A 26951-nucleotide genomic window follows, 5' to 3' on the forward strand; every position below is an offset into this window, starting at 1 on the left:
GATGCCGTGGTGCACCGCCGACCCCCACGGGCCGGACGAGCGCGCCGTCCCCGTCCCGTCCCCCGAGCGACCTGACCTGCGACGACGCTCTCGATCGAGGACAGCTTCGCCCACCGGCCGCCTCGCGTCATGGGTGCCACCACCCATCTTCGGCGCCCGTCAGGACGTGGCGGCCGGGCCCGGCGGCAGGTGGACGGTCATGATCAGGTGGCAGGTCCCGGTGCCGGCGCCGCGGTAGGTGTGGGCGGTGTCGCCGTCGAAGGCGGCGGTCTGGCCGGCCCCGACGGGGTGCTCGACGCCGTCGACGACCAGGGTCATCCGGCCCGAGGTGACGCTGACCGTCTCGACGACCCCGGCCCGGTGGGGATGGCTGGGGTACTCCTCGCCCGGTTCCAGCCTCCAGCGCCAGACCTCGACCGGCGCCGGGCCCGTGGTCGTCAGCACGAGCCGGGCCTCGCTCCCCTCCCCGCCGGTCCACAGCGGTGTGACGGCGGCGGCGTCCACCACGCGTACGCGGTCCTCCGCCGGGCCCTCCATCAGGGCGGACACCGAGACCCCGAGGGTGTCGGCCAGCCGGACCAGGGTGGCGAAGTTGGGGTTGCCCTGGGCCCTCTCCAGGCCCACCAGGGCGCCCTTGCTGACCTTGGCGCGCCGGCCGAGCTCGTCGAGGGACAGGCCGGCGCGGACGCGCGCCGCCCTGACGTTGTGCGCGAGCGTCCGCAGGGCCGCCTCTGTCTCGGCCAATTCGATCACCCTTCCCGATTCCCGCGAGCCGATTCCCGTGAGCGGATCACTGGAATGTACCGCCCGGTCGATCGGTTGACACGTGGCGGTCGGTTCGTTGTACGGTTCGGTCGTTCTGCTGAAAAAGTAAGGAACGTTCCCGTGATCGCTCTGCTGCTGGCCCTGGGCAGCTCCCTGGCCTACGGCTGCGCCGACTTCCTCGGCGGCCTGGGGGCCCGCAGGGCCCACGTCCTGCGCACCGTGATGGTCGCCGCTCCCGCCTCCCTCGCGGTCGAGCTGCTGCTGTGGCCGTTCCTCGGCGCCTCGTTCGGCCCCGGCGCCCTCGGCTGGGGAGCCGCGTCCGGCGTCGCCTCGGCCGCCGCGTTCGTCCTGCTCTACCGGACCCTGGCCCTCGGCCCGATGAACGTCCTGTCACCCGTGACCGCCCTCGTCTCCGCCGTGCTCCCGGTCGGCGTGGGACTCCTCCAGGGCGAGCACCTGGGGACCGCCGGCCTCCTCGGCCTGCCGCTCGCCCTCGCGGCGGTGGTGCTCCTCAGCGCCGGGCACGGCGCCGGATCCGCCCGCCCCTCCCGTACGGCCCTGCTCCTCGCCCTCGGCGCGGGCGCCGCCATCGCCCTCCAGTTGGTCTTCCTCCACCAGGCGCCCTCCGACAGCGGGGTGGCCCCGCTGATCGTGGGCCGGGCGGTCTCCTCGGCCGTCACCCTGACCGCCGCCGGGCTGATGTACCGCAGGCTGGGGCCCGAGAAGCCCGCGTACGCGGTGTCGGCCGCCGCCGGAGCGCTGGACTCGGTGGCGAACCTGCTGTTCCTGCTCGCCGTGCGCGGCGGTGACCTCGCGGTCGTCGCCGTGGTCACCGCCCTCTACCCGGCCGGCACGGTCCTGCTCGCCCGCGGCGTCCTCGCCGAACGCGTCCACCGCGGCCGGCTCGTCGGCCTCGGCACGGCCGCCGTCGCCGTCAGCCTCCTCGCCCTGGCCTGAGGGCCCGAAGCCGCACCGGCCCGACGAACACGGCGCCGCCCCGTACGAAGACCGCACCGCCCCGTACGAAGACCGCACCGCCCCGTACGAAGACCGCACCGCCCCGTACGAAGACCGCACCGCCCCCGTACGCAGACCCCGCAGGAAACGGAGCCCCCATGGTCGCCTTCCGCCTCGCCCCCGCCGTCGCCGACGCCTTCCCCGGCGCCCGCGTCGCCCTGGTCACCGCCACCGGCCTGCGCGGACGCGAGCCCTGGCCCCGCACGGCCGCCGCCGTCGCGGAGCTCGAACAGCGGCTCGCCGACGGCACCTGGCGCCCCGCCGACGAGACCGACCCCCGCATCGAGGCCTGGCACGCCGCGTACCGCTCCTTCGGCACCAACCCCCGCCGCGTCCGCCCCAGCGTCGACGCGCTCGGCCGCCGCCTCGCCAAGAAGGAGGCCCTGCCGCGCGTCAACCCGGCCGTCGACTCCTACAACACCGTCTCCGTCCGCCACGGCCTGCCCGCCGGCGCCTTCGACCTCGACCACGTCACCGGTGACGTCGACCTCCGCCCCGCCCACGGCACCGAGACCTTCACCCCGCTCGGCGAACCCGACGCCGTCGAGACCCCGAAGCCCGGTGAGATCGTCTACGCGGACGCGGCCGGGATCCTCACCCGCCACTGGAACCACCGCGACGCCCACCGCACCCGCGTCACCGAGGACTCCACCCGGGTCGTCTTCGCCCTGGAGACCCTCCGCGCCGACCACGACGGCCGCCTCCTCGACACCGCCGTGGACGAGCTGCGGGCCCTGCTCGCCCCGCACGCGGAGCGGACCGCGGTCCACCATCTGGACCCGGCCCGCCTCCACGCCACCGTCTGAACCCCGCCCGGACGCGCGCCGGATCAGGCCGCCCTGTCCGCTTCGCCGGGCGCCGGGGCGGTGACGACCCGGGGCAGGGCGCCGGGGTGCTCCCGCGCGAGCCACCGCACGAGCTCCTCCCGTACGGCGCAGCGGGTCGTCCACAGGTCGTCGGCGTCCTTGGCGGTGACGATCGCGCGGACCGTGATGGAGGTCGGCGACGTGTCGGTGACGGCGAGGTCCCAGCCCCGCTCGTCCCAGCTGGGGCAGCCGGCCAGGAACTCGCGCAGGTGCGCCCGCATCAGCGCGACGGGCGTGGAGTGGTCGCAGTGGACGAAGACCGACCCCGTCATCTGGGCACCGCCCCGCGACCAGTTCTCGAACGGCCGGGAGGTGAAGTACGAGACGGGCAGGGTGACCCGGCGCTCGTCCCAGGTCCTGACCGTGAGGAAGGTCAGCGTCACCTCCTCCACCATGCCCCACTCGCCGTCGACGACGACCGTGTCCCCGATGCGGACCATGTCGCCGAAGGCGATCTGGAAACCGGCGAAGAGGTTGCCGAGCGTCGACTGCGCCGCCACGCCGGCCACGATGCCGATGATCCCGGCCGAGGCGAGCAGGGACGTGCCGAGGGTCCGGAAGGAGGGGAAGGTGACGAGCGCGGCGGCGCCCGCGAGGACCCCGACGGCGACCGACACCACCCGCATGATCAGGGTGACCTGGGTACGGACCCGGCGCAGCCGTGCGGCGTCCCGCGCACGCCCGGCGTAGCGCGCGTACGAGGACTCGACGACGGCCGAGGCCGCCCGGACCGCCAGCCAGGCGCCGCCGCCGATGAGGCACAGCAGCAGCACGTGGCCCACCAATTGGGCGTGCTCCTCCAGCACCTGGAAGGTCGACGCCGGATAGGACCAGCGGAGCAGGGCGGTCAGCAGGACGACGAACAGTGGCGTACGGCAGCGGCGCAGCAGTCCCCACAGCGGTGTCTCGTGGTGCCGCGCGTCCGCGTGACGCGCCAGCATGTCCGCGGCGCGGACCACGACGAACGCCACGAGGGCCGAGCCGCCGACGGAGGCCGCCAGCCGAAGAACGCTCTCCATGTACTCCCCAGTCGATGAGTCGGGCAGGTTCGTCGATGACGCCTGACCGCCGACCGGCGCCCCAAACATCCCGTCGGCGCCCCCGGGGTCTCCCGACCGGGACCTTCGGCGCCCCGTCGCCGCCGCGCCACCACACCAGGGCGACGAGGGACGCGGCCGTCCAGACGGCGACCGCCTGCGGCCGCCCGGCCGGTTCGGTCACCTCCAGCATCAGCGACAGGGTGGCCGGCATGACGAGCGCCGCCCCGACGCCGGTGACGGCCCGGCCCGCGATCAGGACGGCCACGCCGGGAGCCGCCGCCGGGACGAGCGCGCCGCCATGACGGCGTACACGGCCCGGCGACCGACGGGACGCGGCACGGAACGCACTTCGTCCAGGGTCATGCTCCGTCCAGGGACATGGGAGGGATCTTTCGTTCGAAGAGACCGGAAGGGAATCCGGAGAAGAACCGGAGGAGAGGGGCCGACCGGCCGCACCGCCACGGTTAGGGCCGCAGCCGACTTGCCTTCAAATGCAACTTCGCGAAGAGATAAGCGCACGCCGTGCAACTGAACCTGGACCTGAACCTGCTGGTCGCCCTGGACGCCCTCCTGGAGGAGGGCAGCGTCGGCGGCGCCGCCGACCACCTCAACCACTCGCGCCGGGGCCGGTTCACCGGACCGATCGACACGGCCCTGGCCGAACACGGCCTGACGCGAAGGGTCGTGGCCATCTGCCCGACCTTCGCCTCGGCCCGCCGCTTCGGCCTGGCCACCTTCCCGATCCCCCTCGACCTGCCGGCCCCGCGCCTCTCCCTCGCCCGGCACCCCCGCTACGCGGCCGACCCCGCCCACGCCTGGCTGCGGGGTCTGGTGGGCGAGGTCGTCAGGAGCGAACTGGGCGACGACGCCGGGTGAACACGCCCTGCTCCACCGAGAGTTGGGGCCGAGTTAACTCCCTGTCCATTTCGGATGACCGCCCCCGGGCATACATTTCGGCGCATGGACGTACCCGTCGCATTCCGCTGGGTCTTCGCCGCCCTGGCGGCCCTTCAACTCATCGCCCTCATCCCCGTTCTGCGCCGCCTGCGCGCCCCCGGGCCGGGAACGCGCACCGAGGCCCGGTTCACCCTCCTCGACGCGGCCTGCAGCCTGACGGCCTTCGCCGGCATCGCCTTCGGCAACCTCGCCCTCATGCTGTGCGGCCTGACCGCCCTCGGCCTGCTCTACGCGGTGAAGGGGATCCGCTGGTACCGCACCCGGGAGCGGGCCTGACCCCCGGAACGCCCCGCCGCCGACGACATCACCCCGCGCGGATACGACGCCGAGCACGCGGAGGTCACCGCCGCACTCGCGCGCCGCACCCACGCCCGTACGGCCGCCCGGGCGATGGGCAGCCACAACCGGCCGTACTCCCACGACTGCGTCCAGGCCGACCGGCTCCTCGGGATCCTCGGCCGCCACCGCGAGGTCTTCCACGACCGCGTCGTCGTCAGGGCGCGTGACTTCGCCGCCTGTCTGGTGGCGCCTGTCTGGTGGGCCGTACAGGTGGTCGAAACCCCGTCCGCGGTGACCGCCGGAGCGGCGAATCGTTCTGCCGGACGTGAAGAAGATGCTCCTGGCGGCCCTCGCCGCCGCCTCCGCCACCGCCCTGATCGCCCCGGTCGCCGCCACCGCGGCCCCGGGCACCGCCGACGCCACCGCCACCACGGCCCCCGCCGTCCTCGACGCGGCCGCCCCGCCCGGCGCCCGCACGACGGACCCCGCCGGGGCGAAGACCCAGTGGCCCGAGACCCTCGGACTGCCGAAGGCCTGGGCCGAGAGGGTGATCCTGCGGGACCGGCCGGACCTGGAGATCGTGCACGTCCCCGAGGGCGCGCTGGTCACCATGGAGTACAACGAGAAGCGCGTGCGGATCGTCCACAACCCCTTCGGCCTCGTCACCCAGGTCCCCGCCGTCGGCTAGGACCTGTCCGGCCGATCAAGGTAACGCCCCATCGGGCAGAATGCCCTGGGTGGATGCCTCAATGACCATGGCGGATGCCCTGAAGATCGAGAACCCCTGGACGCCCGCCCACCAAGCGGTGGAGTTGAGCGAGCACGCCACGCTCACGCGCATCCTCGACGAGGGAGCCGATGCTGACGAGGTCTGCTGCCAGATGACTCTGCTGATGCATGCCATCGACACGGAAGTCGATGTCGCGAACCAGTCGGGGGTGCCGATCGACAGCGCACTGACCGCGGCCCTCCTGGCATACGGTGCTGATCCACATCTCGCGGTCAACGGCGAAACTGCCTATGACTGGGCCCGCAAGCTCCGCCACGACATGGCAATCAGGCTGATGGATCGGTTCAGCACCCGCCAGACCAAGCTGAAAGCCTGATTCGGAAGAGTCCGCCGGCGGTAGCTCTTGCCGATGATCGGCCGGACAGGTCCTAGACGGCCGGGGCCCGTCCGGCGGATCACGGCCGGGCCCGAGGTCGCGGGCCCGGCCGGCCCGTCCGGTTCACGTGTCCGGCCAGTCCAGGCACTCCTCGTGGAACCGCCCGGCGAAGGCGTTCCGGGCGTGGGTCCGCATCCGCGGGCCGTACACGGGGTCCGCGGCGAGCGCGGAGTAGCTCCCCTCCGCCCGCGCGACGAGGCCCGCGGTGTCCGCCAGGTAGACGTCCAGGCCCGGGTACATCAGCTCGACGCACGGCAGGTCGTCCACGTCGAGCGCGAACACCGGGTACTCGCCGTACGCGTCCGGCTCGCCCGTGGCGAGGACCCGGCGGGAGTCGGAACCGCCGGGGAGGAGGAAGCACTCGCCGAAACGCTCCGACAGCGCGTCGAACGGCGCTCCCCAGCCGTCGCCGAACTCGTCGCGGCCGATCCGCCCGAGCGTCCGCGGGGTGAAGCGCGACCCGGAGTCGAACCAGCCGAACCGGCGCAGCAGACCGCTGTCGAACGCCAGCCACCGGCGCAGACTGGGCGGCAGCGGACGCCCGCTGGGGAAGACGGCCGCCGCGAGCACGTCGTCGGCCAGCGGCTCGGCCGCTCCCGCCTGCCAGGGACCCGCCCACGGGTTGTGGTCCAGCACCGGCCGCCCGGGGTCGGCACGGACCGAGGCTATGACGCGGTCGGTCAGCGGAACGCCGTGCTCGGCGGAGGGGTTTCCCATGGGGCGGATCGTCCTGTTCGCGATGTGCGGCCGACGCGGCGTCCCGCCGGCGCGACGTGCCGACGGCGGCTGCCCGGCCGGTGTTCGTCCGGTGCTCGGTCGGCCCCAACCTACGGCCGCCCACTGACACCCGGGAGGCGCGCGGACGGCCCCGCACGTCCCCGTCGGCCGTACCACCCCCGGTGACCTCCCGTTTCACCCGATCGCCCGCACAGATGTCGTCAGCGCCGCCGCGCGGCGACGATGACCGCATCGGACATGGAGAGGACGGCCGTCGAGAGGGCGGCCGCGAGAAGACGGTCATCCGGAAGACGAGGGCGTCGCATGGTCCAGGGATTTTCCAGGGAACCGGGGACCCACGGTCCCCTCACCGAGGTCGCGCCGGAGGGGATCCGGCGGATCACCCTCTGGGCGACCGCGATCGCGCTGGGCGGCTTCCTGTTCGGCTTCGACACCGGCGTCGTCTCCGGCGCGCTGCTGTACATCAAGAAGGACTTCGACCTCAACTCCTTCGAACAGGGCAGCGTGGTCAGCGTCCTGCTCATCGGCGCCGTGGTCGGCGCCACCTCGGCGGGCCGCCTCGCCGACCGGTTCGGCCGGCGCAAGGCCCTGCGCCTCATCGGGATCGTGTTCGTCGTCGGCACCGCGATCGCGGCCCTGGCGAACGGCTACCCGACCCTCATGGCGGGCCGGATCGTCCTCGGCCTGTCCGTCGGCGCCGCCTCCGCGACGGTGCCGGTCTACCTCTCGGAGATCTCGCCGACGAGGATCCGCGGCCGGCTGCTCACCATGAACCAGCTCATGATCACCGTCGGCATCCTCGTCGCGTACCTCGTCAACCTCGTCTTCGCGAGCAGCGAGGCGTGGCGGGCGATGTTCGCCGTCGGGGCGGTCCCCGCCCTGCTCATGATCGCCGCCACGCTGTGGCTGCTGCCCGAGTCCCCGCAGTGGCTGATCGCCCACGGGCAGGAGGACGTGGCCCGCCGGGGGATCGCCGCCCTGACCGACGGGGCGACGGCCGACGAGCTGATCCGGCGGGCCCGGCAGCGCACGGCCGAGGACCGCGAGAAGCAGAAGCGCAACGAGGCGGCGGGCGGGAAGGGGACCCGGCGGCTGCTGGCCCCCGACGTGCGGCCGGCCCTGGTCGTCGGACTCACCCTGGCGGCCGTGCAGCAGTTCGCCGGCATCAACACGATCATCTACTACGCGCCGACCATCATCCAGCAGACCGGGCTCGACGCCTCGAACGCCATCCTCTACTCGGTCTTCATCGGCCTCATCAACCTCGTCATGACCCTGGTGGCGATCAGACTGGTGGACCGGGTGGGACGACGGCCCATGGTCCTCGTCTCGCTCGGCCTGATGGCGGTCTCGATCTTCATGCTGGGACTCGCGTTCGTCGTGGGCATGAACTCGGAGCTGACCCTGGTGTTCATGGTGATCTACATCGCCGCCTTCGCGGGCGGCCTCGGACCCGTCTTCTGGACGCTGATCGGCGAGATCTTCCCGCCGTCCGTCCGGGCCGAGGGATCGAGCCTCTCCACCGCCGTCAACTGGGTGTCCAACTTCGTCGTCAGCCTCGCCTTCCTGCCCCTGGCCAACCTCATCGGCCAGGGCGAGACCTTCTGGATCTTCGCGGGAATCTGTCTGTTCGCGTTCCTCTTCGTCAGCCGGTACCTGCCCGAGACCCGCGGCCGCGACCCCGAACAGATCGAGGCGGCCCTCGACGCCCGCTTCCGGCACCGGCCCGACCGCCCCGACCACCCCGACGGCCCCCGGAAGACGGCATCCCCGCAGAAAGGACGCTCGCGATGAGCGACACCCTCCTCAGCCCCGACGACCTCGAAACGGCCGACGCCCTCGTCCTCTTCGGCATCACCGGCGACCTCGCCAAGAAGATGCTGCTGCCCGCCCTCTACCGGCTCACCGAGGACGGCCGGCTCACCGTCCCCGTCATCGGCGTGGCCGCCGGCGACTGGGACGACGAGGCGCTGCGCCGGCACGCCCGGGAGGCGGTCGCCGCCGCCGTCCCCGACCTCGACGAGGAGGTCTTCGCCCGGCTCGCGGCGAACCTGTCCGTCGTCACGGGCGACTTCACCGACGGGGCCACCTTCGACCGGCTCCGCGAGGCCGTCGCCGGACACGGCTTCGTCGCCCACTACCTGGCGATCCCGCCGTCCCTGTTCACCACCGTCGCCCGCGCCCTCGCCGAGGCCGGCCTGAACCGCGACGCCCGCCTGGTGGTCGAGAAGCCGTTCGGACACGACCTGGACTCCGCGCGCGAGCTCCAGGAGGAGCTGGGCGCCTGCTTCGACGACCGCCACCTGCTGCGGGTCGACCACTTCCTCGGCAACAGCGCCGTGGAGAGCCTGATGGTCGCCCGCTTCGCCAACACCCTCCTCGCCCCGATCTGGCACCGCTCCTACGTCGACAACGTCCAGATCACCCTCGCCGAGGACTTCGACGTCGCCGACCGCGGCTCCTTCTACGACGCCGTGGGCTGCCTGCGCGACGTCGTCCAGAACCACCTGCTCCAGGTCCTCGCCTTCCTCGCGATGGACCCGCCCAGCGTCTCCAACGCCCACGCCCAGGGCCTGGAGAAGTGGCGGGTCCTGCACGCCGCCCGCACCATGGAGCCCGCCGCCACCGTACGCGGCCAGTACGAGGGCTACCTCGACGTCGAGGGGGTGAAACCGGACTCCACCACCGAGACGTACTTCGCCACCCGCCTGTTCATCGACAACTGGCGCTGGGCCGGCGTCCCCTTCTACCTGCGCAGCGGCAAGGCGCTGGCCGTCACCGCCACCGAGGTGATCGTCCAGCTCCGCACCCCGCCGCTCGAACTCTTCGGCGACGACGCGGCGGAGACCCCGCCCAACCTCATCCGCTTCCGCATCGACGGCGACACCGGCATCCGGGCCGACCTGATGCTCCGCAAGCCCGAGGAGGGCGTGGAACGCCCGGTCACCGTGCCCATCGGCGTCGACTTCGCGAAGGTCCTGGGGCGTCAGGAACTGCCGTACGAGAACATCCTCAGGGGCGCCGTCGTCGGCGACCCCGAGGCCTTCGCCTTCTTCCCCACGATCCTGGAGTGCTGGCGGATCGTCGGACCCGTCCTCGACCCCGCCGAGCCGCCCCTGCCGTACGCCCCCGGCACCTGGGGCCCGGAAGCGGCCGACCGGCTCCCCGACCTGAGGCACTGGCACCAGCCGGGACGGCGCCTCTTCGAGGACGTCGTCTGACGGGCCGCCACCCCACGGGGGAGGCCGGCGGGAAACGGACGGAAGGGGGACGATGGCCAAGGTCCTGAGGCGCGTGGGGGACAACCTGTGGCCGGTGCTCCAGCAGGCCGTGGCCGCCGCCCTGTCCTGGTGGATCGCGGACGACCTCATCGACCACCACGTCCCCCTGTTCGCCCCGATCGCCACGCTCGTGGCCCTCAACACCCCCCTGGGCGGACGCGGCACCAACACGGTACGGGTGCTGGTCGGCGTCATCAGCGGCGTCGTCGTCGGACAGCTCGCCTTCACCCTCCTCGGCCACGGCGCCGTCACCGTCGGCGTGGCCGTGCTGTGCGCGCTCCTCGCCGCGCTCGTCCTCGACGGCCGGCGCATCACCATGGCCCAGGCCGCCGTCGGCGCCGTCATCTGCGTCGCCGCCGGACAGCAGGCCGGGACCGACCGCGTCCTGGACGCCCTCGTCGGCGGCGCCGTCGCCCTCGTCTTCAGCCAGCTCCTCTTCCCCGTGCACCCCCTCACCCTGCTGAGGAAGGCCGAGTCCACCACCCTGTCCGGCCTGGCGGACGCCCTCGCCCTCACGGCGCGCGAGCTGGAGGCCACCGACGACGAACGGACCTCCCGCACCTGGGACGAGGTGCGCACGGTCTACACGCTCCTCGACGACCTGGGCCGGGCGCGCGCCGACAGCGTCGCCGTCGCCGGCCGCACCCTCCACCGGCGCACCGGCAGGGAACCCCTCACCCGGGAGACGGCCACCGCGCTCCACCTCGACCTGCTCGGCAACAGCTGCTTCACCCTCGCCCGCCGCGCCCTCGCCCTGGACACCCGGCACCGCCAGGAGTTCGCCCCCACCCTGCGGGCCCTGTCGGGCGCCATGGACGCGCTCGCGGCGGCGCCCGGCAGCCGCGCGGTCCGCCGGCACGCGACCCGCCGGGCCCTCGACGCCGTCCGGGACGCCCCGGACGCCGGACCCACCCCCACGGTCGCCGTGTGGGAGAACGTACGGCTGGTCGCCCAGGACGTCCTGGTCTTCGCGGGCGTCGACGCGGAGGAGGCCGAACGGGCCGTCCACGAGGGCGTCACCGAGGTCCCCGTCCCGGAACCGCCGCACCGCCACGCCCCGCGGACGCGCCGGCGCCGCCCGTGACCGGGCGGGGAGGACCGGACCTCCCCGCCCGCTACCGCTCCGCGTCCGCGCCGTCCGGGATCTCCTGCTCCGCCCAGATCGTCTTGCCGTGCCGCGTGTAGCGGCAGCCCCACCGGGTCGTGAGCTGCGCGACCAGGTACAGGCCCCGGCCGCCCTCGTCGGTGAGCAGGGCGCGGCGCATGCGGGGCTGGGTGGCGCTCGGGTCGGAGACCTCGCAGACCAGACGGCCCGCCCGGATCAGACGCACCTCGACCGGACCGCCGGCGTAACGGATCGCGTTGGTGACCAGCTCGCTCAGGACGAGCTCGGTGGTGAAGGCCAGTTCCGTGAGCCCCCAGTCGTCCAGCTGCCGCGCCGCGGCCCCGCGCACCTCGGCCACGGCGGCCGGATCGGCGGCCACCGGCCAGACGACGTGATCGTACGACGGCACCGCGCGGGTACGGGCGAGCAGCAGGGTGATGTCGTCGGTGAGGTGGTGCGCGGGACGGCCGGCGACGATCTCGCGGCCGAGCCGCCGCAGCGGCGTGTCGAAGACGCCCGGCTCCGCGAGACGGCGGGCCAGGTCGGCCATGCCCTCGTCGACGTCGCGCTCCCGGCTCTCGATCAGGCCGTCGGTGTAGAGGGCGAGGATGCTCCCCGGCTCCACGTCGACCTCGGCGATCTCGAAGGGCAGCCCGCTCACGCCCAGGGGCGGCCCGGGGTTCACGGGGACGAACGAGACGGTCCCGTCCGGGGCCGCCACGGCCGGCGGCGGATGCCCGGCGGAGGCCATGGCGAGCCGCCGGGACACCGGGTCGTAGATCGCGTACAGACAGGTCGCGCCGATCGGGTCGGTCCGGGGCCGGGCGGGCCCCGTCGCGTCGTCGGACTCGTCGCTCCCGTCGGTCTCCACGCCGAGCTGGGAGACCAGGTCGTCGAGGTGCACGAGCAGCTCGTCCGGCTCCAGGTCGAGGTCGGCGAGGGTGCGCACCGCGGTCCGCAGCCGCCCCATCATCGCCGTGGCCGAGAGGCCGTGGCCGACGACGTCACCGGCGACCAGGGCGACCCGGGCGGACGAGAGCGGGATGACGTCGAACCAGTCGCCGCCGACGCCGGTCCCGGTGTCGGCGGGCAGATAGACCCCGGCGGTGGTCACGGCGACGTTCTCGGCCTCCGAGGGCGGCAGCAGACTGCGCTGGAGCCCCACCGAGGCGCGGTGCTCGCGGGTGTAGCGGCGGGCGTTGTCCAGGGCGAGCGCGGCATGGCCGGCGATCTCGTGCAGCAGATGCAGGTCGGCCGCCTCGTACGGCGGTTTCCCGGCGTCGCGGTGGACGGTCATGCGCCCGAGGACGCTGCCCCGGGCGCGCAGCGCGACGGTCATGGAGGTGAGCGGGTCGGCCGGCTTCGCGGGGGCGTCGGGCCTGGCCAGGACGACGTGGTCGAGGGGGGCCTCCGCCGTCCTGTGCCCGGCCACGGCGGTCCGGCGCAGCGGCATGCTGCCGTCCGGGCCGGGCGTGGGCTCCTCGCCGGTGAACACCTCCTCCGCGATCTCCACCACGGCGAGGTCGCCCACCGCCGGCACCAGCGCCGCCGCCAGGTCCTCGGCGGTGCCGACGACCGACAGCGAGCCGCCGACGGCCGCGGTCACGCGGTGCAGCACGGACAGGCGCTCGCTGGTCCTGCGCAGCTCGGTGACGTCCGTGAACAGCGCGGTCACCCCGAACACCTGCCCGTCGGGCGCCTGCAGCCGGAACGCCGAGATGGCCATCACCGCCCCGCCCCCGGGCTCCTGGAGGGTGCGGACCGTCTGCTCCGCCCGCACGAGCGGCAGCCCCGTCCGCAGCACCTCGTGCAGCTGCCGCTCGATGGCCGCCGCGTCCTGCGGGTACAGGAAGTCCATGAGCCGCCGGCCCCGCAGGTCCGGCGCGAGCCCGGTGTACGGGAGGAGGTGGGTGTTGGTCCTGACCAGGCGCAGGTCCAGGTCGAAGACGGCCAGGCCGAGCCGGTCCTGGAGGAACAGCTCCGTGGTGAACGCCTGGTCCTGCCGCCACCGGGCCGCCGTCCCCTCCGGGGCCGCGAGGACGAAGTACCGGGACGACCCGGCGCACGCGCCGGAGTCCGTGAGCGGCAGGACCTGGAAGTCGACCCTCAGCTCCCCGCCGCCGCCCGTGAGCACCTCGGCCACACCGGACCAGGCTTCCGGCCTCCCGCCGGGCGGCGGGGAACTCCGGGTGCCCGGGTCCTTGAGCAGGTCTCCGATGTGCCGCCCGCAGGCCCTCTCGGCGGACAGGGAGAGCAGCTCCTCCGCCGCGCGCGTCCACCCGATGATCCGGCCCCCGGCGTCGAGCAGCGCGCCCGCGGCCTCACCGGCGAAGGGCAGCCCCCGGTACTCCGGTGCGAAGGGCGGGATCTCGTCGTCCACCTCGCGCTCTGCCTCCCTCACACGACACGGCATCCCCGCGCGGGCTCACCTTGAGCGTTTCCTCCATGTCACACCGGGCCCCCCGCTGCGCGAGGCCGGACCTCCATCATCCCTCCGCGCGCCCCGCCCGCCAGTCGACCGGACCCGTCCGGCGGGCGGGCCCTAGTCCCCGCCCCCGCCCCCGCCGTCACCGCCGCCGTCGCTCCCGCCGGAGTCCCCGCTGCCGCCGTCGCCGCCGTCCGAGCCCCAGCCGTCGTTGCCGCCGGGTTCGTTGTCCTCGCGCCCGCCGCCGAGGTTGCTGTACCAGGGGCGGTCCCAGCACGCGTCGACGACGATCGGCTCGCCCCCGTCCGCCGGGGCCCGCCGCGACCGGAACCGGGCCGAGCCCGTCGTGTCCCCGAGGCCGAAGGCGGTGGCGAAGGCGTGGGCCACGGCGGCGTCCAGCGGGTCGGAGGTCTCGTACCGCACCGGGGCGAGCGGCAGCAGGACCGTGCCCGGCGCGAGCACCGGCCGGGGCGGGAGCCGGGTCAGCAGCGCGACGGGCCGCCCGTCGCGCAGCAGCCGGGAACTGCCCGAGTTCTCCCGCCGCAGCGCCCAGTGCTGCCCGGGGAGCCACATCTCCACCGAGCTCTTTGACCTGCGCGGCTTCTTGGTGAGGACGAGCCTCGCCGCGGTGTCGCCGACGGTCAGGGACAGGCCCTTGGCCGGGTCGGGGGAGTCGGCCCGGAAGCCGTGGGGCGCCCGGAGCCGTACGACGGGGGCGTGCGCGCCGAACACGTCCACGCGCACCAGGCGCCGGTCCACGGCGACGCCGACCGGCCCGGCGGGCCCCTCCGCGTACCGCCGCGCCATCCACAGCGGTACGTCCTCGGCCCGGGCCCGGGCCGCCAGCCCGGCCACCCGCTCCGGCCCGCCGCACCGCCGTACCGCCAGCTCGCCCAGGGCGCGGGCGAACGCGGCGGCCCGGCGCGCCCTCACCGGCGTGCTGGTGCCGGTGACGCGGGTCACGGGGACCACGCCGGGCCCCTCCGGCAGCCCCTCCAAGGACCGTTCCGCACCGCCGCCCCCGAGCCACCGGCCGCGCAGGAAGGCCTCGGCCATGGCGGCGAGGTTCAGCTCCTCCGGGGGCGTCGTCCTGCCGCCCCTGCGCAGGCCGTCCTCGGACAGCCCGACGGTCCGCGCCAGCGGATTCCACGACTGCTCGTCATAGAGCGCCTCGCCCACGACAACTCCCCCCGTACGCCTGTTGTCCGACCGAGGCTACCGGCAGGGGGGAAGGCCCTAGAGGCGCTTCGCGCTGCGCAGGGTCTTGGCGTAGTAGCCGTTGCCGTCGAGCCGGGAGACGCCGCCGATGTCGCCGATGGTGGGGCCGTTGACCTCCTCGCGGCTGGAGACGAAGATCAGGTGCCCCCCGGTGTCGTGGCCGAGGACCATGCCGACGTGGTCGAGGCGCTGCCCGGTCCGCGCGTCGAGCTTGAAGAAGACGAGGTCGCCCGGCCGGGTGAGTGTGGCGGCCGGCGGGCGGCATGCGTCGACCCCGATGGTCACCACCGAGGAGGCGTACCGCGCCTGCCGCCGCCTGCTCCTTCAGTACGGCGAACCGGCCCCGGGCACGCCCGGCACCCTCCCCGGCCACGGCCGCCCCGGCCGACCGGGCTGCCTCGCCCCCTACGTCATGCCCGATCCCCGTACCCGGGCCGCATCCCCTCCCGGGACTGGCACGAAGCCGGCGTCGACCAGAAGCGATCCGGCACGATCGTGCCCGCTGCCCGCGTGGTCCCCCGCCTCGAAGAGGTCACCGCCCGTCCGGAGCCGATCCCCGGCATCGGCCCCTGGACCTCCACCGGAATCCTCCAGCGCAGCAATGGCACCGCCGACGCCGTCACCGCCGGAGACCTTCATCTCCCCGGGGTCATCGGCTGCGCCCTCGCCGGCAATCGCGACGCCGACGATGTCGGGATGCTGTCCCTCCTCGCCCCGTACGGGGCCGGCGCCGCCGCGCATGCGCCGTACGGGCATCGGGTGGCTCCGGGGACCGGGGCACCCGGACCGAAAGGGGGAACGGGCCCCGCCCGAAACCGAAACCGGTTTCGAACGGGGCCCGCCCTCCGTGCTCGTCCTGTGGGAGCCGCGTCAGCCGATGGCCAGCTTCTGCGTCCACCCGACGCCGTTGTTGTTCGCGATGATCACGGTTCCGGCCCCGGGCAGCACCCCCGTCTCACCGCCGTAGAACCGCACCGCGCCGTCCTTGGCCAGCGTCCACACGTCCGGGACCCCGTTGCCGTTGGCGTCCGGCGTGCCCGTCAGCAGCGGGATGCTCGCCCGTGACCAGCCGCCGCCGGTGTACGAGATGTCCACCCCACCCGGTGAGGCGGAGTCGACCGCCGCGGCCAGCGAGGACGGGTCCACCCCGCCGCCGGACGCCGGCTTGCCCAGCCGCAGGAACATCTTGGCGTGGGTGTCGCTGCGGTAGAGCAGGTCCGTGATCCCGTCCTTGTTGATGTCCTGGGCCGTGACGAGGTCGCGGTCCGTCCAGGCGGTGGCGCTCAGACGGCGGGCGTCGTCGACGGTGGCGCCGTTGTAGCCGATGAACATCCACAGATCGGAGCTGGTGGTGACGAAGAGGTCCGTCTTGCCGTCGCCGGTCGCATCGCCCGCGGAGACGATCTGCCGGTACGTCGCCGGGTCCGGGGCGTCCGACGGCAGCACGATCTGCTGACGCTTGTCGATGTTGACCGCGCCGTACCCGTCGCCCGGGTAGACCCACAGCTTGCCGTCCTTGCGGGCGATCAGGTCCTGGAAGCCATCGCCGCCGTACACGTCACCGAGGTGCGTGATGAGCGTGCCCTTCCAGTAGCCCGAGGGCGCCCCCGAGAAAGTCGGCAGTCCGTCGTTGCCGTTGGGGTCCTTCGCCGGGTTGGAGCGGTACGCGCCGGCCATGGAGAACCCGAGGTCGCCAGTGCCCTTGGCCAGGTCCGCCTGGTGTTCGGACGGGTACAGCCGCAGGTTGCCGTTGGCGTCCACGACCATCAGGTCGGGCAGCCGGTCGCCGGTGAAGTCGCCGGGGGCGTCCGCCTCGTCCCGCGGGGAGAGGTAGAAGAGGTACTTCCGCGGCTCCGACTTGTGCCCGGCGTCGTCGACGGCCCGCACGTACAGCACGTTGGGGCCGGCCAGCGGCGGTTTGGCGTTGGTCACCGAGGTGACGGTGGTCGTTGCGGCACCGGCCGTGCGCTCCGCCTTGAACGGGTACGAGCCCTGGTTGAACCCGAACTCGTAGTAGTCCACGTCGGTCTGTGCGGCCCTGAACTGGAAGGTGCCGGTCTCGCCGAACTTCTTCTTGCTCCACAGCGAGTCCTCGCCGTCACTGCCGAACCCGTTGTCCAGCGCGTCGGCGTCGGGAAAGTCGGTGGAGACCACGGTCGGGGGCGAGGGCCGCGCGCTGTCGAAGACGAACCGGCAGGGGGTCTTCTCCGGCGAGTACCGCACCGAGGAGGACCCGGTCTTGTCGACCGTCTTGGCCCGCCACGAGTACGTCTGGCCGTTGACCAGCTTCAGCCCGGTGGAACCGGTGGCGAAGGGATCGGTGTGAGTCGTTCCGGAGCTGCCGCCGACGGGCGCCCTGCCCTTGGTGCCGAGCATGTTGCCGCTGCCGCCCGTGGGCCACATCTCGAAGTTGACCGAGGACAGGTTGCCGTCCTTGTCCTCCGCGGAGGCCCAGAACGTCAGCGTGGACGAGCCCACGTTGATGTACGGGGCGGTGGTGTCGCAGCTGAAGTCCGGAGCCAGGTCCAGATTGCTCGGGGGCTTCGGACGCCGGTTGTACTCCAGCAGCACGTGCGGGTCGTTGCCGCCGTCCGCCTGGAACTTCTTCCACGCGAACTGGTCGTTCTCGTTGACCGCCTTGAAGCCGATGGTCATCGTCGGCCAGCCGCCGTTGACCGCGCGCTGCGCCGTGGGCTTCACGTCGAAGCTGACGTACTTGTCCGGGCAGGAGGCGGACTTCCAGCCGTGCGAGAACTTGCCGCCGCCGATGCGGTTGCCCGAGTGCATCGAGGGCGCGTTGTTCCAGTTGGTCTTGCTGGAGATCGGCGTGGTGATGTGGACGTCCATGCTGCGGGCGCTGCACGACCAGGCGTAGGTCTCCAGCGCGTACAGCCGGGCTCCGGTGACCACCGCGCCCTGGAGGTCCTTGTCCCAGTCGATGGAGAAGAAGGAGCGGGAGGTGCCCCAGGTGTCGGACTCGTAGCCGACGCGGGCCTCGTGGGTGCCGCCCTTGTTGAAGTTCTTGCCGTTGTAGAAGCTGGCGTTCTTGTGGCGGCTGTAGGCGGTGGTCCAGTCGTTGGTGTGCTTGTTCACCGACGGGTCGATGAAGACCGGGTAGACCGTCGACGGGTCGTTCAGGAACTCCTGGTCGGCGCTGATGGTCCAGTTGGAGCCTTCGAGGTCGGTGGCGACCACCGTGCCGTGGGAGTCGGGCTGCGGTCCGTTCAGCGCGGGCAGCGACAGGGTCGCGGCGGGGCCGGTCTGCGAGGGCTCCGGTGAGGCCTCGGGAGGGGCGGTCGGCTCCGGGCCCGTGCCGGAGGTGGCCGAGGGGTCGGCCGCCTCGTCGCCCGCCTCCGGCAGGGCTTCGTTGAACAGGTCGCCGTCGTCGCCGTCGTTGACCGAGTCGGTGGGCTCGGGGCTCGCGGAAGCGGAGTCCTCCGGGTCCGGCTCCGGCGTACCGGAGGCGGACTCGTCGGGGGTTTCGGTGGGCAGCACCTCCTCGCCGGGGGTGGCGGTGCCGCCGCCCTGGCCGTCGGTGGTGGCGGGCACGCCCGCGCTGTCCCACATCAGCGGCGTGGGGGACTCGGCGATGTCGGTGCCGTTCTCGTCAAGCGCGCTGACCACGTTGGTGAGCGGGTCGAGGGAGAAGGTCAGGTCCGGGGAGCTCAGCCCGTACGAGAGCGTGGCCACCTTCGGATTGGCCGCGGCCGCGCGGGTCTTGACCACCAGCAGCTGCGCGAATCCGCCGTCGTCGGCGGTCAGCACCAGGTCGGCGCCCGGCAGGATCTCCGGGTACAGGGCGCGGGAGCCGTCGATCACCGGGGTCGGGATGGCCTCGGGCCAGGTCATGACGATCTGATGGTCACCCACGGTGAGCGTGGCCAGGGTGTTCCCGGTGCCCGGGGTGACCCCGGACAGCAGCGAGACACGGCGCACACTGGCCCGGGAGGCGCGCTCCGCGCCCTGATCCGCCTTGGCCGTGCCGGACCCGGCGGCGGGCGCCGGGGCGCCCCCGGAGAACACCATCGGGGTGTTGACCGACTTGGGGGCCCAGCCCCCGGCCACCTTCTCCAGCCCGGTGTCGACGGGCTTCCATACTCCGTCCACCTTGGCGCGGACGGGACTTGCGTGGATCTTGCGCAGCATCGTTCCACCGGGCTTGGCCCAGGTGGTCGAGTACGCCGTCCGCAGGGCCGTCGCCTCCACCGGCTTCCCGGTCTTCGCGGCCCGTGCAGCGGCTTCTGATTCGCCAACAGGAACGTTTACCCGCGGTTCCTTTGAGTCTGCTGTGTCCGCCGTGGACGCTTCGTCCCCGTCCCGGCCGAGTCCGACGTACGTCAGTCCGGTCGCCAGCACGGCCGCCGCCGCTCCGGCCGCTAGCGCCCGGCGTCCGGGCGCGCGGCGCCATCTGCTCGTCATGAGCGAAGTTCCCTTTCCCCCCACCGGCACGACTCGTTATGCGGTCGTGACCAGGCTCTTTTCGCGATCTTGAGCGCGTCGGAAGCCTTCGTCCGACGGGCACGACGCGCCTGCGCATCATGCCTGCCGGGGCGGGAGGCGTCACCTTCGGCGCCCGCGGGGGCCGGGCCCGGCGATCCATCCCGTCCGGGCCGCCGATGCCGGAGCCCGGGGGTTTCAGGGGGAGGGAAACCATTTGATTTCACCTCAATGCACCGCAGAATCCGCAGCAGTTTCTCCCGGATTGGATCGAGCCGTTCTTGAATCGCCGTAGTTGGCGTCTATGACCCGCAGGGCGTCAGAGAGCGGGTTGGTCCGCATCCGGCCCGACTGAAACCCATCGTCCGGTTGATCCCGTGTCGATCATCACTTGATCTAGTTTTTATGTGTCGCATCCGCACACAATCGGCCGATCACCGTGGGAGACCTGTGTGCACGTGCGCACGGGCTCCGTTTCAAAAGTCCGGGGGGACTTGCTTTGCCTGCACAGCCATCCGTGCGCAGACGCCTGCGCGCCACCTTCATCCCGGTGCTCGGCGCCGCCACGCTGGTAGCCCTGCTGCCCGCGCAGGCGCTGGCCCAACCTCCGGACCCGGACGCCGGGACGGTCTCCGTACCGCGCGAGACCCTCGCCCTGGAGGCGCTGCCCGATGCCCGCTTCGTGCCCGGTGAGGACCGGGACGCCAATCTGAGCCGGATCGGCGTCCCCGTGCCGACCACCCAGACGACGCCCCCGGCCGGCACCACCACCAAGCCTCCGGCCGCGGCCGACACCGTCACCTTCGGTAGTGCGGTCCAACCGGCCGGCTTCGCCGTCCCGGCCGCTGACGCGGAGCCGGCGGCCCCGCAGCGGGTCGGCACCCTGCCCGTCAAGATCGGCCAGGCCGAGGGCGCGGCCGCCCCCACCGGCACCTGGCGCGTGGACATCGCGAGCCCCGCCGCCGCCGTCTCCGAGGGCGTCGAGGGCTCCGTACTGACCGTCAGCGCACCGAGCACGGGCACCGTGCCGGTCAAGGTGCAGGTCGAGTACGGGGCGTACCGGAACGTCAACGGCGCCGACTGGTCCTCCCGGCTGCGCCTGGTCCAGTTCCCCGAGTGCTACGCGACCACTCCCGACCTGGAGGAGTGCCAGCAGTACACCGAGCTGGAGACGGTCAACGACACCCAGGCCAAGACGATGACGGCCACCGTCGACACCGTCGCCGACGGCACCACGGTTCCTGCCTCGGCCCCGGCCGTGCCGCGGGCGAACGGCTCCGGCGTCATGCAGGCCACCTGGGTTCAGCCCGCCGCCGCCTCCGCCTCCGGCGACAAGGCCGTGATCGGCGCCGTCGACTCCGGCGCCTCCGAGAGCGGTTCGTTCAAGGCCGGCGCCCTGGTCTCCAGCGGCTCCTGGGCCGCGGGCGACGCCTCCGGCGGCTTCAGCTGGGAGTACCCGCTGACGGTGCCCCCGGCCCCCGCGGGCCCCGCCCCCAAGATCAGCTTCAAGTACAACTCCCAGTACGTGGACGGCAAGACCTCCACCTCCACCCCGCAGTCCTCCTGGCTCGGCGAGGGCTGGGAGTACGACCCGGGCCGCATCGAGCGCCGCTACCGGGCCTGCAAGGACGACACCAAGGCGGTGGCCGCGGGCGCCGCCAACAACACGTCCAAGAAGGACAAGGAGTCCTCCGACCTCTGCTGGGTCTCGGACAACGCCGTCATCTCCCTCAACGGCAAGACCTCCGAGCTGGTGAAGGTGGGCACCACCAACACCTACCGCCTGCGGAACGACGACGGCACCCGCGTCGAGCGCCGCACCGGCATCGACAACGGCGACAACGACGGCGAGCACTGGGTCGTCACCACCACCGACGGCACCCAGTACTTCTACGGCCTGGACAAGATCGGCGGCGGCCACGCCGACACCGACTCCGTCCTCACCGTCCCGGTCTTCGGCAACCACCCCGGCGAGCCCTGCAACGCGAGCGCCTTCGCCTCCTCCCGCTGCGGCGCCGGCAAGCGGCAGGCCTGGCAGTGGGGCCTCGACAAGGTCGTCGACGTCCACGGCAACGTGATGATCGTCAACTGGGCCCGCGCCACCAACTACTACGCGGTGAACAAGAAGTTCAAGACCCCCGAGGTCTACCACCGCGGCGCCCTGCCCGACTCCATCGAGTACGGGCTGCGCAACGACAACCTCGGCGGCACCCCCGCCGCGAAGATCAACTTCGGCCTGTACCAGCGCTGCCTGTCCGGCTCACCGGCCTGCGACTCGGAGAAGTTCGACAACACCAAGGACCCGGCCTCCTACCGACCCTGGTGGGACACCCCCGGCAACCTGAACTGCAAGTCGGACTCCAAGCTCTGCCCGTCCTTCCCGTCCTTCTGGGTCCGGATGCGCCTGGGCTACGTCGCCACCTACGCCCACCGGCCCGGCGCCACCGGGCTCGTCAAGGTCGACCAGTACCAGCTCAAGCAGTCCTTCCCGCGCGACTGGTACAGCACCTCTCCGGCGATGTGGCTCAACGGCATCACGCACTACGGCTACACGCCCACCGCCACCAGCGGCACCCTCATGTCCAAGGAGGGCGTGACCTTCGAGCCCTACACGGTCGGTGCCGGCGAGCCGCTGTCCGGCTACCTGAAGGACAAGCAGCTGCCCAACCTGGTCCCCAAGGACAGCAAGGACCAGCGCCCGCCGTTCACCCGTCCCCGCATCGGCACCGTCTACACGCAGCACGGCGGCCAGATCGACGTCACGTACAAGGGCGGCTGCCAGTACCAGCCGACGGTGGCCCCCGAGGACAACACCAGGACCTGCTTCCCGGTCCGCTGGTCCCCGGACGGCGAGGAGAAGAAGCCGGCCCTGGCCTGGTTCAACAAGTACCTCGTCCACACCGTCACCGAGAACGACCGCATCACCGGCGTCTCCGACCGCATCACCACCCGGTACGACTACTCCGGCGCGGCCTGGGCCAAGAGCGAGGACGAGTTCACCCGGCCCGAGCTGCGCACCCACAGTGACTGGCGCGGCTTCCAGAAGGTCACCACGGTCAAGGGCAAGAAGAGCAGCGCCGCCCCGCAGACCCAGTCGTACTCCGTCGCCCGCTACTTCCGCGGCACTGGCGGAGCGGTCAAGGACTCCACGGGTACGGTCACCCTGCTTACGGACGACAGCGACGCCTACGCCGGCATGGTCGCGGAGACCATCACGTACGACGGCACCGGCGGCCGGATCATCAAGCGGACCCTGAACACGCCCTGGTCCCGCCAGACCGCCTCCCGCACCCGCGAGGCCACCACGGCCCTGCTCGCGCACCAGACCGGGGTCAAGCGCACCGAGGCGATCCAGACCGTCGGCAGCAGCTGGCAGGCGGTCCGCACCGACACCACCGTCGACGGCACCTACAACCTCCCCACGCAGGTCGAGGTGTCCGTGGTCAAGCCCAACGGCACCGGCGAGACCCTCAGCGACCAGATCTGCGCCACCACCCAGTACGTCCACAACACGGATGCCCACCTGATCGGCATGGTCTCCCGGGTCCGCAAGACCGGAACCCCGTGCTCCCAGCACAACACCTCGGCGGGTTCCGCCGCGCTCATCACCGCCGAGCTGACGGCCTACGACGGTCAGGCCTGGAACACCGCGCCCACCAAGGGCCTCGTGACCTACACCGCCGAGTCCAACGCCGACGGCAGCTCGCACACCATCGTCACCACCAGCACGTACGACCCCCTGGGCCGCATCCGCACCGTCAAGCGGCCGGTGACCGGCACCACGGAGACCCGGTACACCCCCGGTGACACCGGCGGCCCGGTCACCTCGGTGACCACCGTCAACGAAAAGGGTCACACGACCGTCAACGAGCTCGACCCGGGCCGAGGCCTGCCGATCAAGATCACCGACCTCAACGGCCGCGTCGTCCGCAACGAGTACGACGCCTTCGGCCGCCTGGTCAAGGGCTGGACGGCGAGCCGCTCCGGCGGCACCCAGAAGCCCGACGTGACCATCTCCTACCGGATGGCGGACGCCTCCTCCTCGACGACCAAGCCCTCTGCGGTCACGGTCTACAAGCTCAAGGACGACGAGACCTACACCAAGCAGGTCACGATCTACGACGGCCTGATGCGCGAGGTCCAGACGCAGGCGGAGGCCCACGGCCCCGGTCGCATCGTCATCGACACCCGTTACGACGACCACGGTCTGACGGCCGAGGTCACCACCCCGTACCTGGTCGAGGGCGAGCCCACGACCGTCCAGTTCAAGCGGGTCTCCGACACCCTCGTACCGATGCTCACCCGCACGCAGTACGACGGCCTGGAGCGCCCGGTCCGCGCCAGCCACTACCGCGGCGGCGCGTACACGAACTACAGCAAGTGGGCCTACGGCGACACCAACACCGTCGCCTTCCCGGTCGGCGGCGCCAAGCCCGCGGTGAACACCTGGACCGACGCCCTCGGCCGAGTGGCCAAGATCCAGCACGCGTCCAGCATCTCCAGCACCCCGATCTGGCGCAGCACCACCTACGGCTACGACTCCCGAGGCAACCGCGAGAAGGTCACCGACCCGGCGGGCAACGTCTGGTCCTGGACCTTCGACACCCGTCACCGCGCCCTCACCAGCACGGACCCGGACACGGGCACCGTCAGCTACGGGTACGACGACGCCGACCGCCGCACCAGCGCCACCGACAACCGGGGGACCGTCCACACCGCGTACGACGCCCTCGGCCGCATCACGGCCGTGCGCACGGGCGGCGCCGAGTCCGCACCGATCCGCGAGTTCACCTACGACACCCTGCCCGGCGCGCTGGGCAAGCTGGTCGCCTCCGTCCGCCACGACCCCAGCGGCGACTACGTCAACCGGGTCACCGGCTACGACACCGAATACCGGCCCACCGGCCGTGAGACCGTCATCCCGGCCAACCCCATGACCACGGGGGTTTCCGGCACCTACAAGTACGCCTTCGCCTACACGCCCACCGGCAAGCTGCTGAGCACCACGCTTCCCGCCAAGGGCGGACTCGCGGCGGAGAAGGTCGTCACCCGCTACACGGCCGACGGCCTGCCCGAGAGCACCTCGGGCGCCACCTGGTACACCTCCGACGTGCAGTACTCCCCGTACGGGGAGCCGCTGCGCACCACCAGCGGTGCCCAGCCCCACCGGGTCTGGACCACCAACTTCCTCAACGACTACACCGGCCAGCTCCAGCGCAGCGTTGTGGACCGCGAGTCCTCGGCCTCGCCGCGGGTCAGCAGCTCGCACTACTCCTACGACTACGCCGGCAACATCAGCTCGCAGGCCCGCAAGCTGACCGACGGCGGCACCTCGACCTGGGACACGCAGTGCTACACGCACGATGTCGCAGGCCAGATGGTCCACGCGTGGACCTCGAACATCACCCCGACGCTGGCCAGCACCGGCTGCAAGAGCGCGGACGGCACCACCTGGGGCCCCCGCACCGACCAGCGGGCCATCCGCGGGCCCATCGCCCGCGCCGCCGACAGCGTCACGGACACCACCGCCCCGGACAGCAGCCTGACCGCCTCCCTGGCGGCCAACGCCCCCGCACCCGGCACGGTCGCGGGCGGTGCCACCGGCTACTACGACAGCTACACCTTCGACGTCGTCGGCAACCGTGCCACCCAGGTCAAGCACGACCCGGCCGACGCCACGAAGGACGTCAAGCTCACCTACGCGTACGGCAAGACGGTCGCCGGCAACGGCACCGCGGCCCCGTACGAGACCCAGCCGCACACCCTGACCTCGGTCACCTCCGCGCCGGGCACCGGCAGTTCGTACGTGTACGACGCGGCGGGCAACACCACCACCCGCACCCTGCCGGGCGGCACCCAGGACCTCGTCTGGACCCGGGAGAACCGCCTCGACACGATCAAGGCGGGTGGGGTCACCACCAAGTACGTCTACGACGCCGACGGCAACCGCCTGCTGGAGAACACCCCCTCCGGCAGCGTGCTCTACCTCGGCGAGATGGAGCTGACCACCGCCGCGGGCGCGATCACCAAGGCCAGCCGGGTCTACAACCACGACGGCGCGCCCTCCGTGGTCCGGTCCACGCTCAACGGCGCCACCACGGGCCACAAGCTGGACGTCCTGATCGCCGACCAGGTCGGCACCGCCACCACCGGCATCGCCCTGACCTCCGGCCAGGCGGTCACCCGCCGCTCGTACAAGCCGTTCGGCGAGGTGCGCGGCACCAAGCCGGCCTCGTGGCCGAACAAGCGCGGCTACCTCGGCGTGGGCGTCGAGGACCCCTCGGGCCTGACCCATCTGGGCGCCCGCGAGTACGACCCGTCGACCGGCCGGTTCGCCTCCGCGGACGCGCTGATCGACTTCGCGGACCCGCTCCAGGTCAACGGCTACGCCTACAGCCACAACAACCCGGTCACGCGCAGCGACCCGACGGGCCTGTTCGACCCGGACGAGCGGGCGTACTGCACCAAGGCCCCGGGCGACTGCACCGGCGGCCGCTACGTCGGCGAGGACAAGGGCAAGGACACCGACCCCACCCCCGACGACGACCCGGACAACAAGCGGCCCACGTACTGGGACGACCAGCACAAGTACGACTCCGACCGCGCCGAGGTCCTGCGCAAGGCCCGCCTCAAGCAGATCATGGACGAGCACAAGTTCAACGTCGGCCGGTTCCTGGACAAGGTCGAGGACATCGACCGCAGGACCTGCCGCCACGCGGGCCCGGAGAAGGCCGGCTGCTTCGGCGCCTCGCTCGGCAGCCAGTGGATGGTCGCGAACTACCTCGAGGACATCCTGGAGCTGATCGACGAGTCCTGGAGCAAGTCCACGGACGGCGCCAGGCCCGACAAGCAGCAGAAGCGGGGCAAGGACGGCCCGCACTTCGCCTTCGACGACGCGGAGTTCGAGCTCGCGCTCTATCTCGCGGGCAACGGGCAGGAGGTCAAGTCCCGCAATGACCAGCCGGGCGGCAAGGGCAAGCACTTCGACGCCTGGGTCGGCGGGGTGGCCACCGAGTTCAAGGTCCTGAAGGGGAACTCCCCGGGCACGGTGCAGACGGCCCTCAAGGCCGGCCGTGACAAGAAGGCGGATGTCGTCATCATCGACGGCCGCAACTCCGACCTGTCCTTCGACAATGCCAAGGCCGGGCTCAAGTTGTTCACCGACCACAGCGGCAAGCCCGACTTCAGCCATGTGCGACTGATCGGCTACGGCTACGATCGGACCTACCACGTGCGTTGAGGACGATTATGAGCGAATACAACATCCACGCCGGATTCCGGGAGCAAGAGGTCCCCAGTGCCACCCTCGCGCAGGCCCTGTGGGAAGAACTCGAAACGACTTTCGGGATCGGGTTCACCGACAACAGCACCAGCTTCGGCCCGTCCTTCACCTGGGGTGACGGGGACCGCTGGTTGACCGTCTGGGTTCCGGTGATCCCGGACAAGGACGAGCCGGACCACTCCCACCCGGCCCGGATCACCGCCAACCAGACGGACACGGACGCCTTCGCGCACCAGGTCTTCGAGGCCCTGGACGCGACCGGCCGCTACTCGCTCTTCATGATCGAGGACGACTGGCAGATGGTCCGGACGAACTCGGACCTCGCCCGCGCCCAGTGGGACGAGACCCACGGGGACTGAGTCCCCGCTCCGAACC

At 72.2% G+C, this 26951-nt stretch carries 17 protein-coding genes and 2 pseudogenes; 12 read left to right on the top strand and 7 right to left on the bottom strand.

All coding sequences use genetic code 11. From position 1 onward, the window contains the following. Nucleotides 1–159: 159 nt before the first annotated feature. Nucleotides 160–744, bottom strand: a complete 585-nt coding sequence (locus ADL08_RS13985) for a helix-turn-helix domain-containing protein (protein WP_199837004.1) — start codon at nucleotides 742–744, stop codon at nucleotides 160–162. A 141-nt stretch (nucleotides 745–885) separates the two neighbouring features. Between ADL08_RS13985 and ADL08_RS13990 the strand changes: the two genes are divergently transcribed. Both ADL08_RS13990 and ADL08_RS13995 read left to right on the top strand, forming a co-directional pair. Then, entirely contained in the window at nucleotides 886–1722 is an 837-nt protein-coding gene (locus ADL08_RS13990; protein WP_053642684.1) for an EamA family transporter, read from the top strand. A 158-nt stretch (nucleotides 1723–1880) separates the two neighbouring features. Continuing rightward, nucleotides 1881–2588, top strand: a complete 708-nt coding sequence (locus ADL08_RS13995; protein ID WP_053642686.1) for a B3/4 domain-containing protein — start codon at nucleotides 1881–1883, stop codon at nucleotides 2586–2588. A 23-nt stretch (nucleotides 2589–2611) separates the two neighbouring features. On the opposite strand, the gene ADL08_RS14000 is transcribed toward ADL08_RS13995, so the two are convergent. Continuing rightward, nucleotides 2612–3667: a mechanosensitive ion channel family protein gene (locus tag ADL08_RS14000; RefSeq protein ID WP_053642687.1), complete on the bottom strand. Its 1056-nt coding sequence runs from the start codon at nucleotides 3665–3667 to the stop codon at nucleotides 2612–2614. 543 nt (nucleotides 3668–4210) lie between these two features. Here ADL08_RS14000 and ADL08_RS14005 point away from each other — a divergent pair. From ADL08_RS14005 to ADL08_RS14020, 4 genes are all read left to right on the top strand, one after another. After that, nucleotides 4211–4564 carry a hypothetical protein gene (locus ADL08_RS14005; protein WP_053642690.1) on the top strand — a complete coding sequence of 118 codons (354 nt, stop codon included), beginning with the start codon at nucleotides 4211–4213 and terminating at the stop codon, nucleotides 4562–4564. A gap of 84 nt (nucleotides 4565–4648) precedes the next feature. Next, entirely contained in the window at nucleotides 4649–4921 is a 273-nt protein-coding gene (locus ADL08_RS14010; RefSeq protein ID WP_053642691.1) for a hypothetical protein, read from the top strand. A gap of 337 nt (nucleotides 4922–5258) precedes the next feature. Further along, complete coding sequence (locus ADL08_RS14015) at nucleotides 5259–5612, top strand: serine protease inhibitor (RefSeq protein ID WP_234352136.1); 354 nt, start codon at nucleotides 5259–5261, stop codon at nucleotides 5610–5612. A gap of 61 nt (nucleotides 5613–5673) precedes the next feature. Continuing rightward, nucleotides 5674–6030, top strand: a complete 357-nt coding sequence (locus tag ADL08_RS14020) for an ankyrin repeat domain-containing protein (protein ID WP_234352131.1) — start codon at nucleotides 5674–5676, stop codon at nucleotides 6028–6030. A gap of 123 nt (nucleotides 6031–6153) precedes the next feature. Here ADL08_RS14020 and ADL08_RS14025 read toward each other — a convergent pair whose 3' ends face one another. Continuing rightward, nucleotides 6154–6807 carry a hypothetical protein gene (locus tag ADL08_RS14025; protein WP_053642695.1) on the bottom strand — a complete coding sequence of 218 codons (654 nt, stop codon included), beginning with the start codon at nucleotides 6805–6807 and terminating at the stop codon, nucleotides 6154–6156. Nucleotides 6808–7131: 324 nt separating this feature from the next. Here ADL08_RS14025 and ADL08_RS14030 point away from each other — a divergent pair, with 324 nt between their 5' ends. The 3 genes from ADL08_RS14030 to ADL08_RS14040 are packed head-to-tail and all read left to right on the top strand — an operon-like array spanning nucleotide 7132 to nucleotide 11193. Continuing rightward, entirely contained in the window at nucleotides 7132–8622 is a 1491-nt protein-coding gene (locus ADL08_RS14030; RefSeq protein ID WP_053642697.1) for a sugar porter family MFS transporter, read from the top strand. Further along, nucleotides 8619–10049: a glucose-6-phosphate dehydrogenase gene (gene zwf / locus ADL08_RS14035; RefSeq protein WP_053642699.1), complete on the top strand. Its 1431-nt coding sequence runs from the start codon at nucleotides 8619–8621 to the stop codon at nucleotides 10047–10049. Before ADL08_RS14030 ends, zwf begins: the two co-directional genes overlap by 4 nt. A gap of 52 nt (nucleotides 10050–10101) precedes the next feature. Next, the gene (locus tag ADL08_RS14040; RefSeq protein ID WP_078968200.1) at nucleotides 10102–11193 is read left to right on the top strand and encodes an FUSC family protein; all 1092 of its coding nucleotides are present in this window, start codon (nucleotides 10102–10104) and stop codon (nucleotides 11191–11193) included. A 31-nt stretch (nucleotides 11194–11224) separates the two neighbouring features. Here the strand turns inward: ADL08_RS14040 and ADL08_RS14045 are convergent, their stop codons facing one another. The 3 genes and pseudogenes from ADL08_RS14045 to ADL08_RS14055 form a co-directional block, all read right to left on the bottom strand. Then, nucleotides 11225–13615 carry a SpoIIE family protein phosphatase gene (locus tag ADL08_RS14045; RefSeq protein WP_234352132.1) on the bottom strand — a complete coding sequence of 797 codons (2391 nt, stop codon included), beginning with the start codon at nucleotides 13613–13615 and terminating at the stop codon, nucleotides 11225–11227. Between the two features lie 141 nt (nucleotides 13616–13756). Further along, nucleotides 13757–14818, bottom strand: a complete 1062-nt coding sequence (locus tag ADL08_RS14050; protein ID WP_053642703.1) for a hypothetical protein — start codon at nucleotides 14816–14818, stop codon at nucleotides 13757–13759. 57 nt (nucleotides 14819–14875) lie between these two features. Further along, a pseudogene (locus ADL08_RS14055) lies at nucleotides 14876–15094 on the bottom strand (hypothetical protein); the annotation flags it as partial. 43 nt (nucleotides 15095–15137) lie between these two features. Here ADL08_RS14055 and ADL08_RS39190 point away from each other — a divergent pair. Then, a pseudogene (locus tag ADL08_RS39190) lies at nucleotides 15138–15577 on the top strand (endonuclease); the annotation flags it as partial. A gap of 150 nt (nucleotides 15578–15727) precedes the next feature. On the opposite strand, the gene ADL08_RS14065 reads toward ADL08_RS39190, so the two are convergent. Further along, the gene (locus ADL08_RS14065; RefSeq protein ID WP_234352133.1) at nucleotides 15728–19063 is read right to left on the bottom strand and encodes a DNRLRE domain-containing protein; all 3336 of its coding nucleotides are present in this window, start codon (nucleotides 19061–19063) and stop codon (nucleotides 15728–15730) included. Between the two features lie 748 nt (nucleotides 19064–19811). Between ADL08_RS14065 and ADL08_RS14070 the strand changes: the two genes are divergently transcribed. Next, the gene (locus tag ADL08_RS14070; protein WP_053642712.1) at nucleotides 19812–26534 is read left to right on the top strand and encodes an RHS repeat-associated core domain-containing protein; all 6723 of its coding nucleotides are present in this window, start codon (nucleotides 19812–19814) and stop codon (nucleotides 26532–26534) included. Nucleotides 26535–26542: 8 nt separating this feature from the next. After that, complete coding sequence (locus ADL08_RS14075) at nucleotides 26543–26935, top strand: hypothetical protein (RefSeq protein WP_053642714.1); 393 nt, start codon at nucleotides 26543–26545, stop codon at nucleotides 26933–26935. Nucleotides 26936–26951: the final 16 nt, after the last annotated feature.

It is taken from the genome of Streptomyces sp. NRRL F-6492 (assembly GCF_001280125.1).
Lineage (GTDB): Bacteria > Actinomycetota > Actinomycetes > Streptomycetales > Streptomycetaceae > Streptomyces.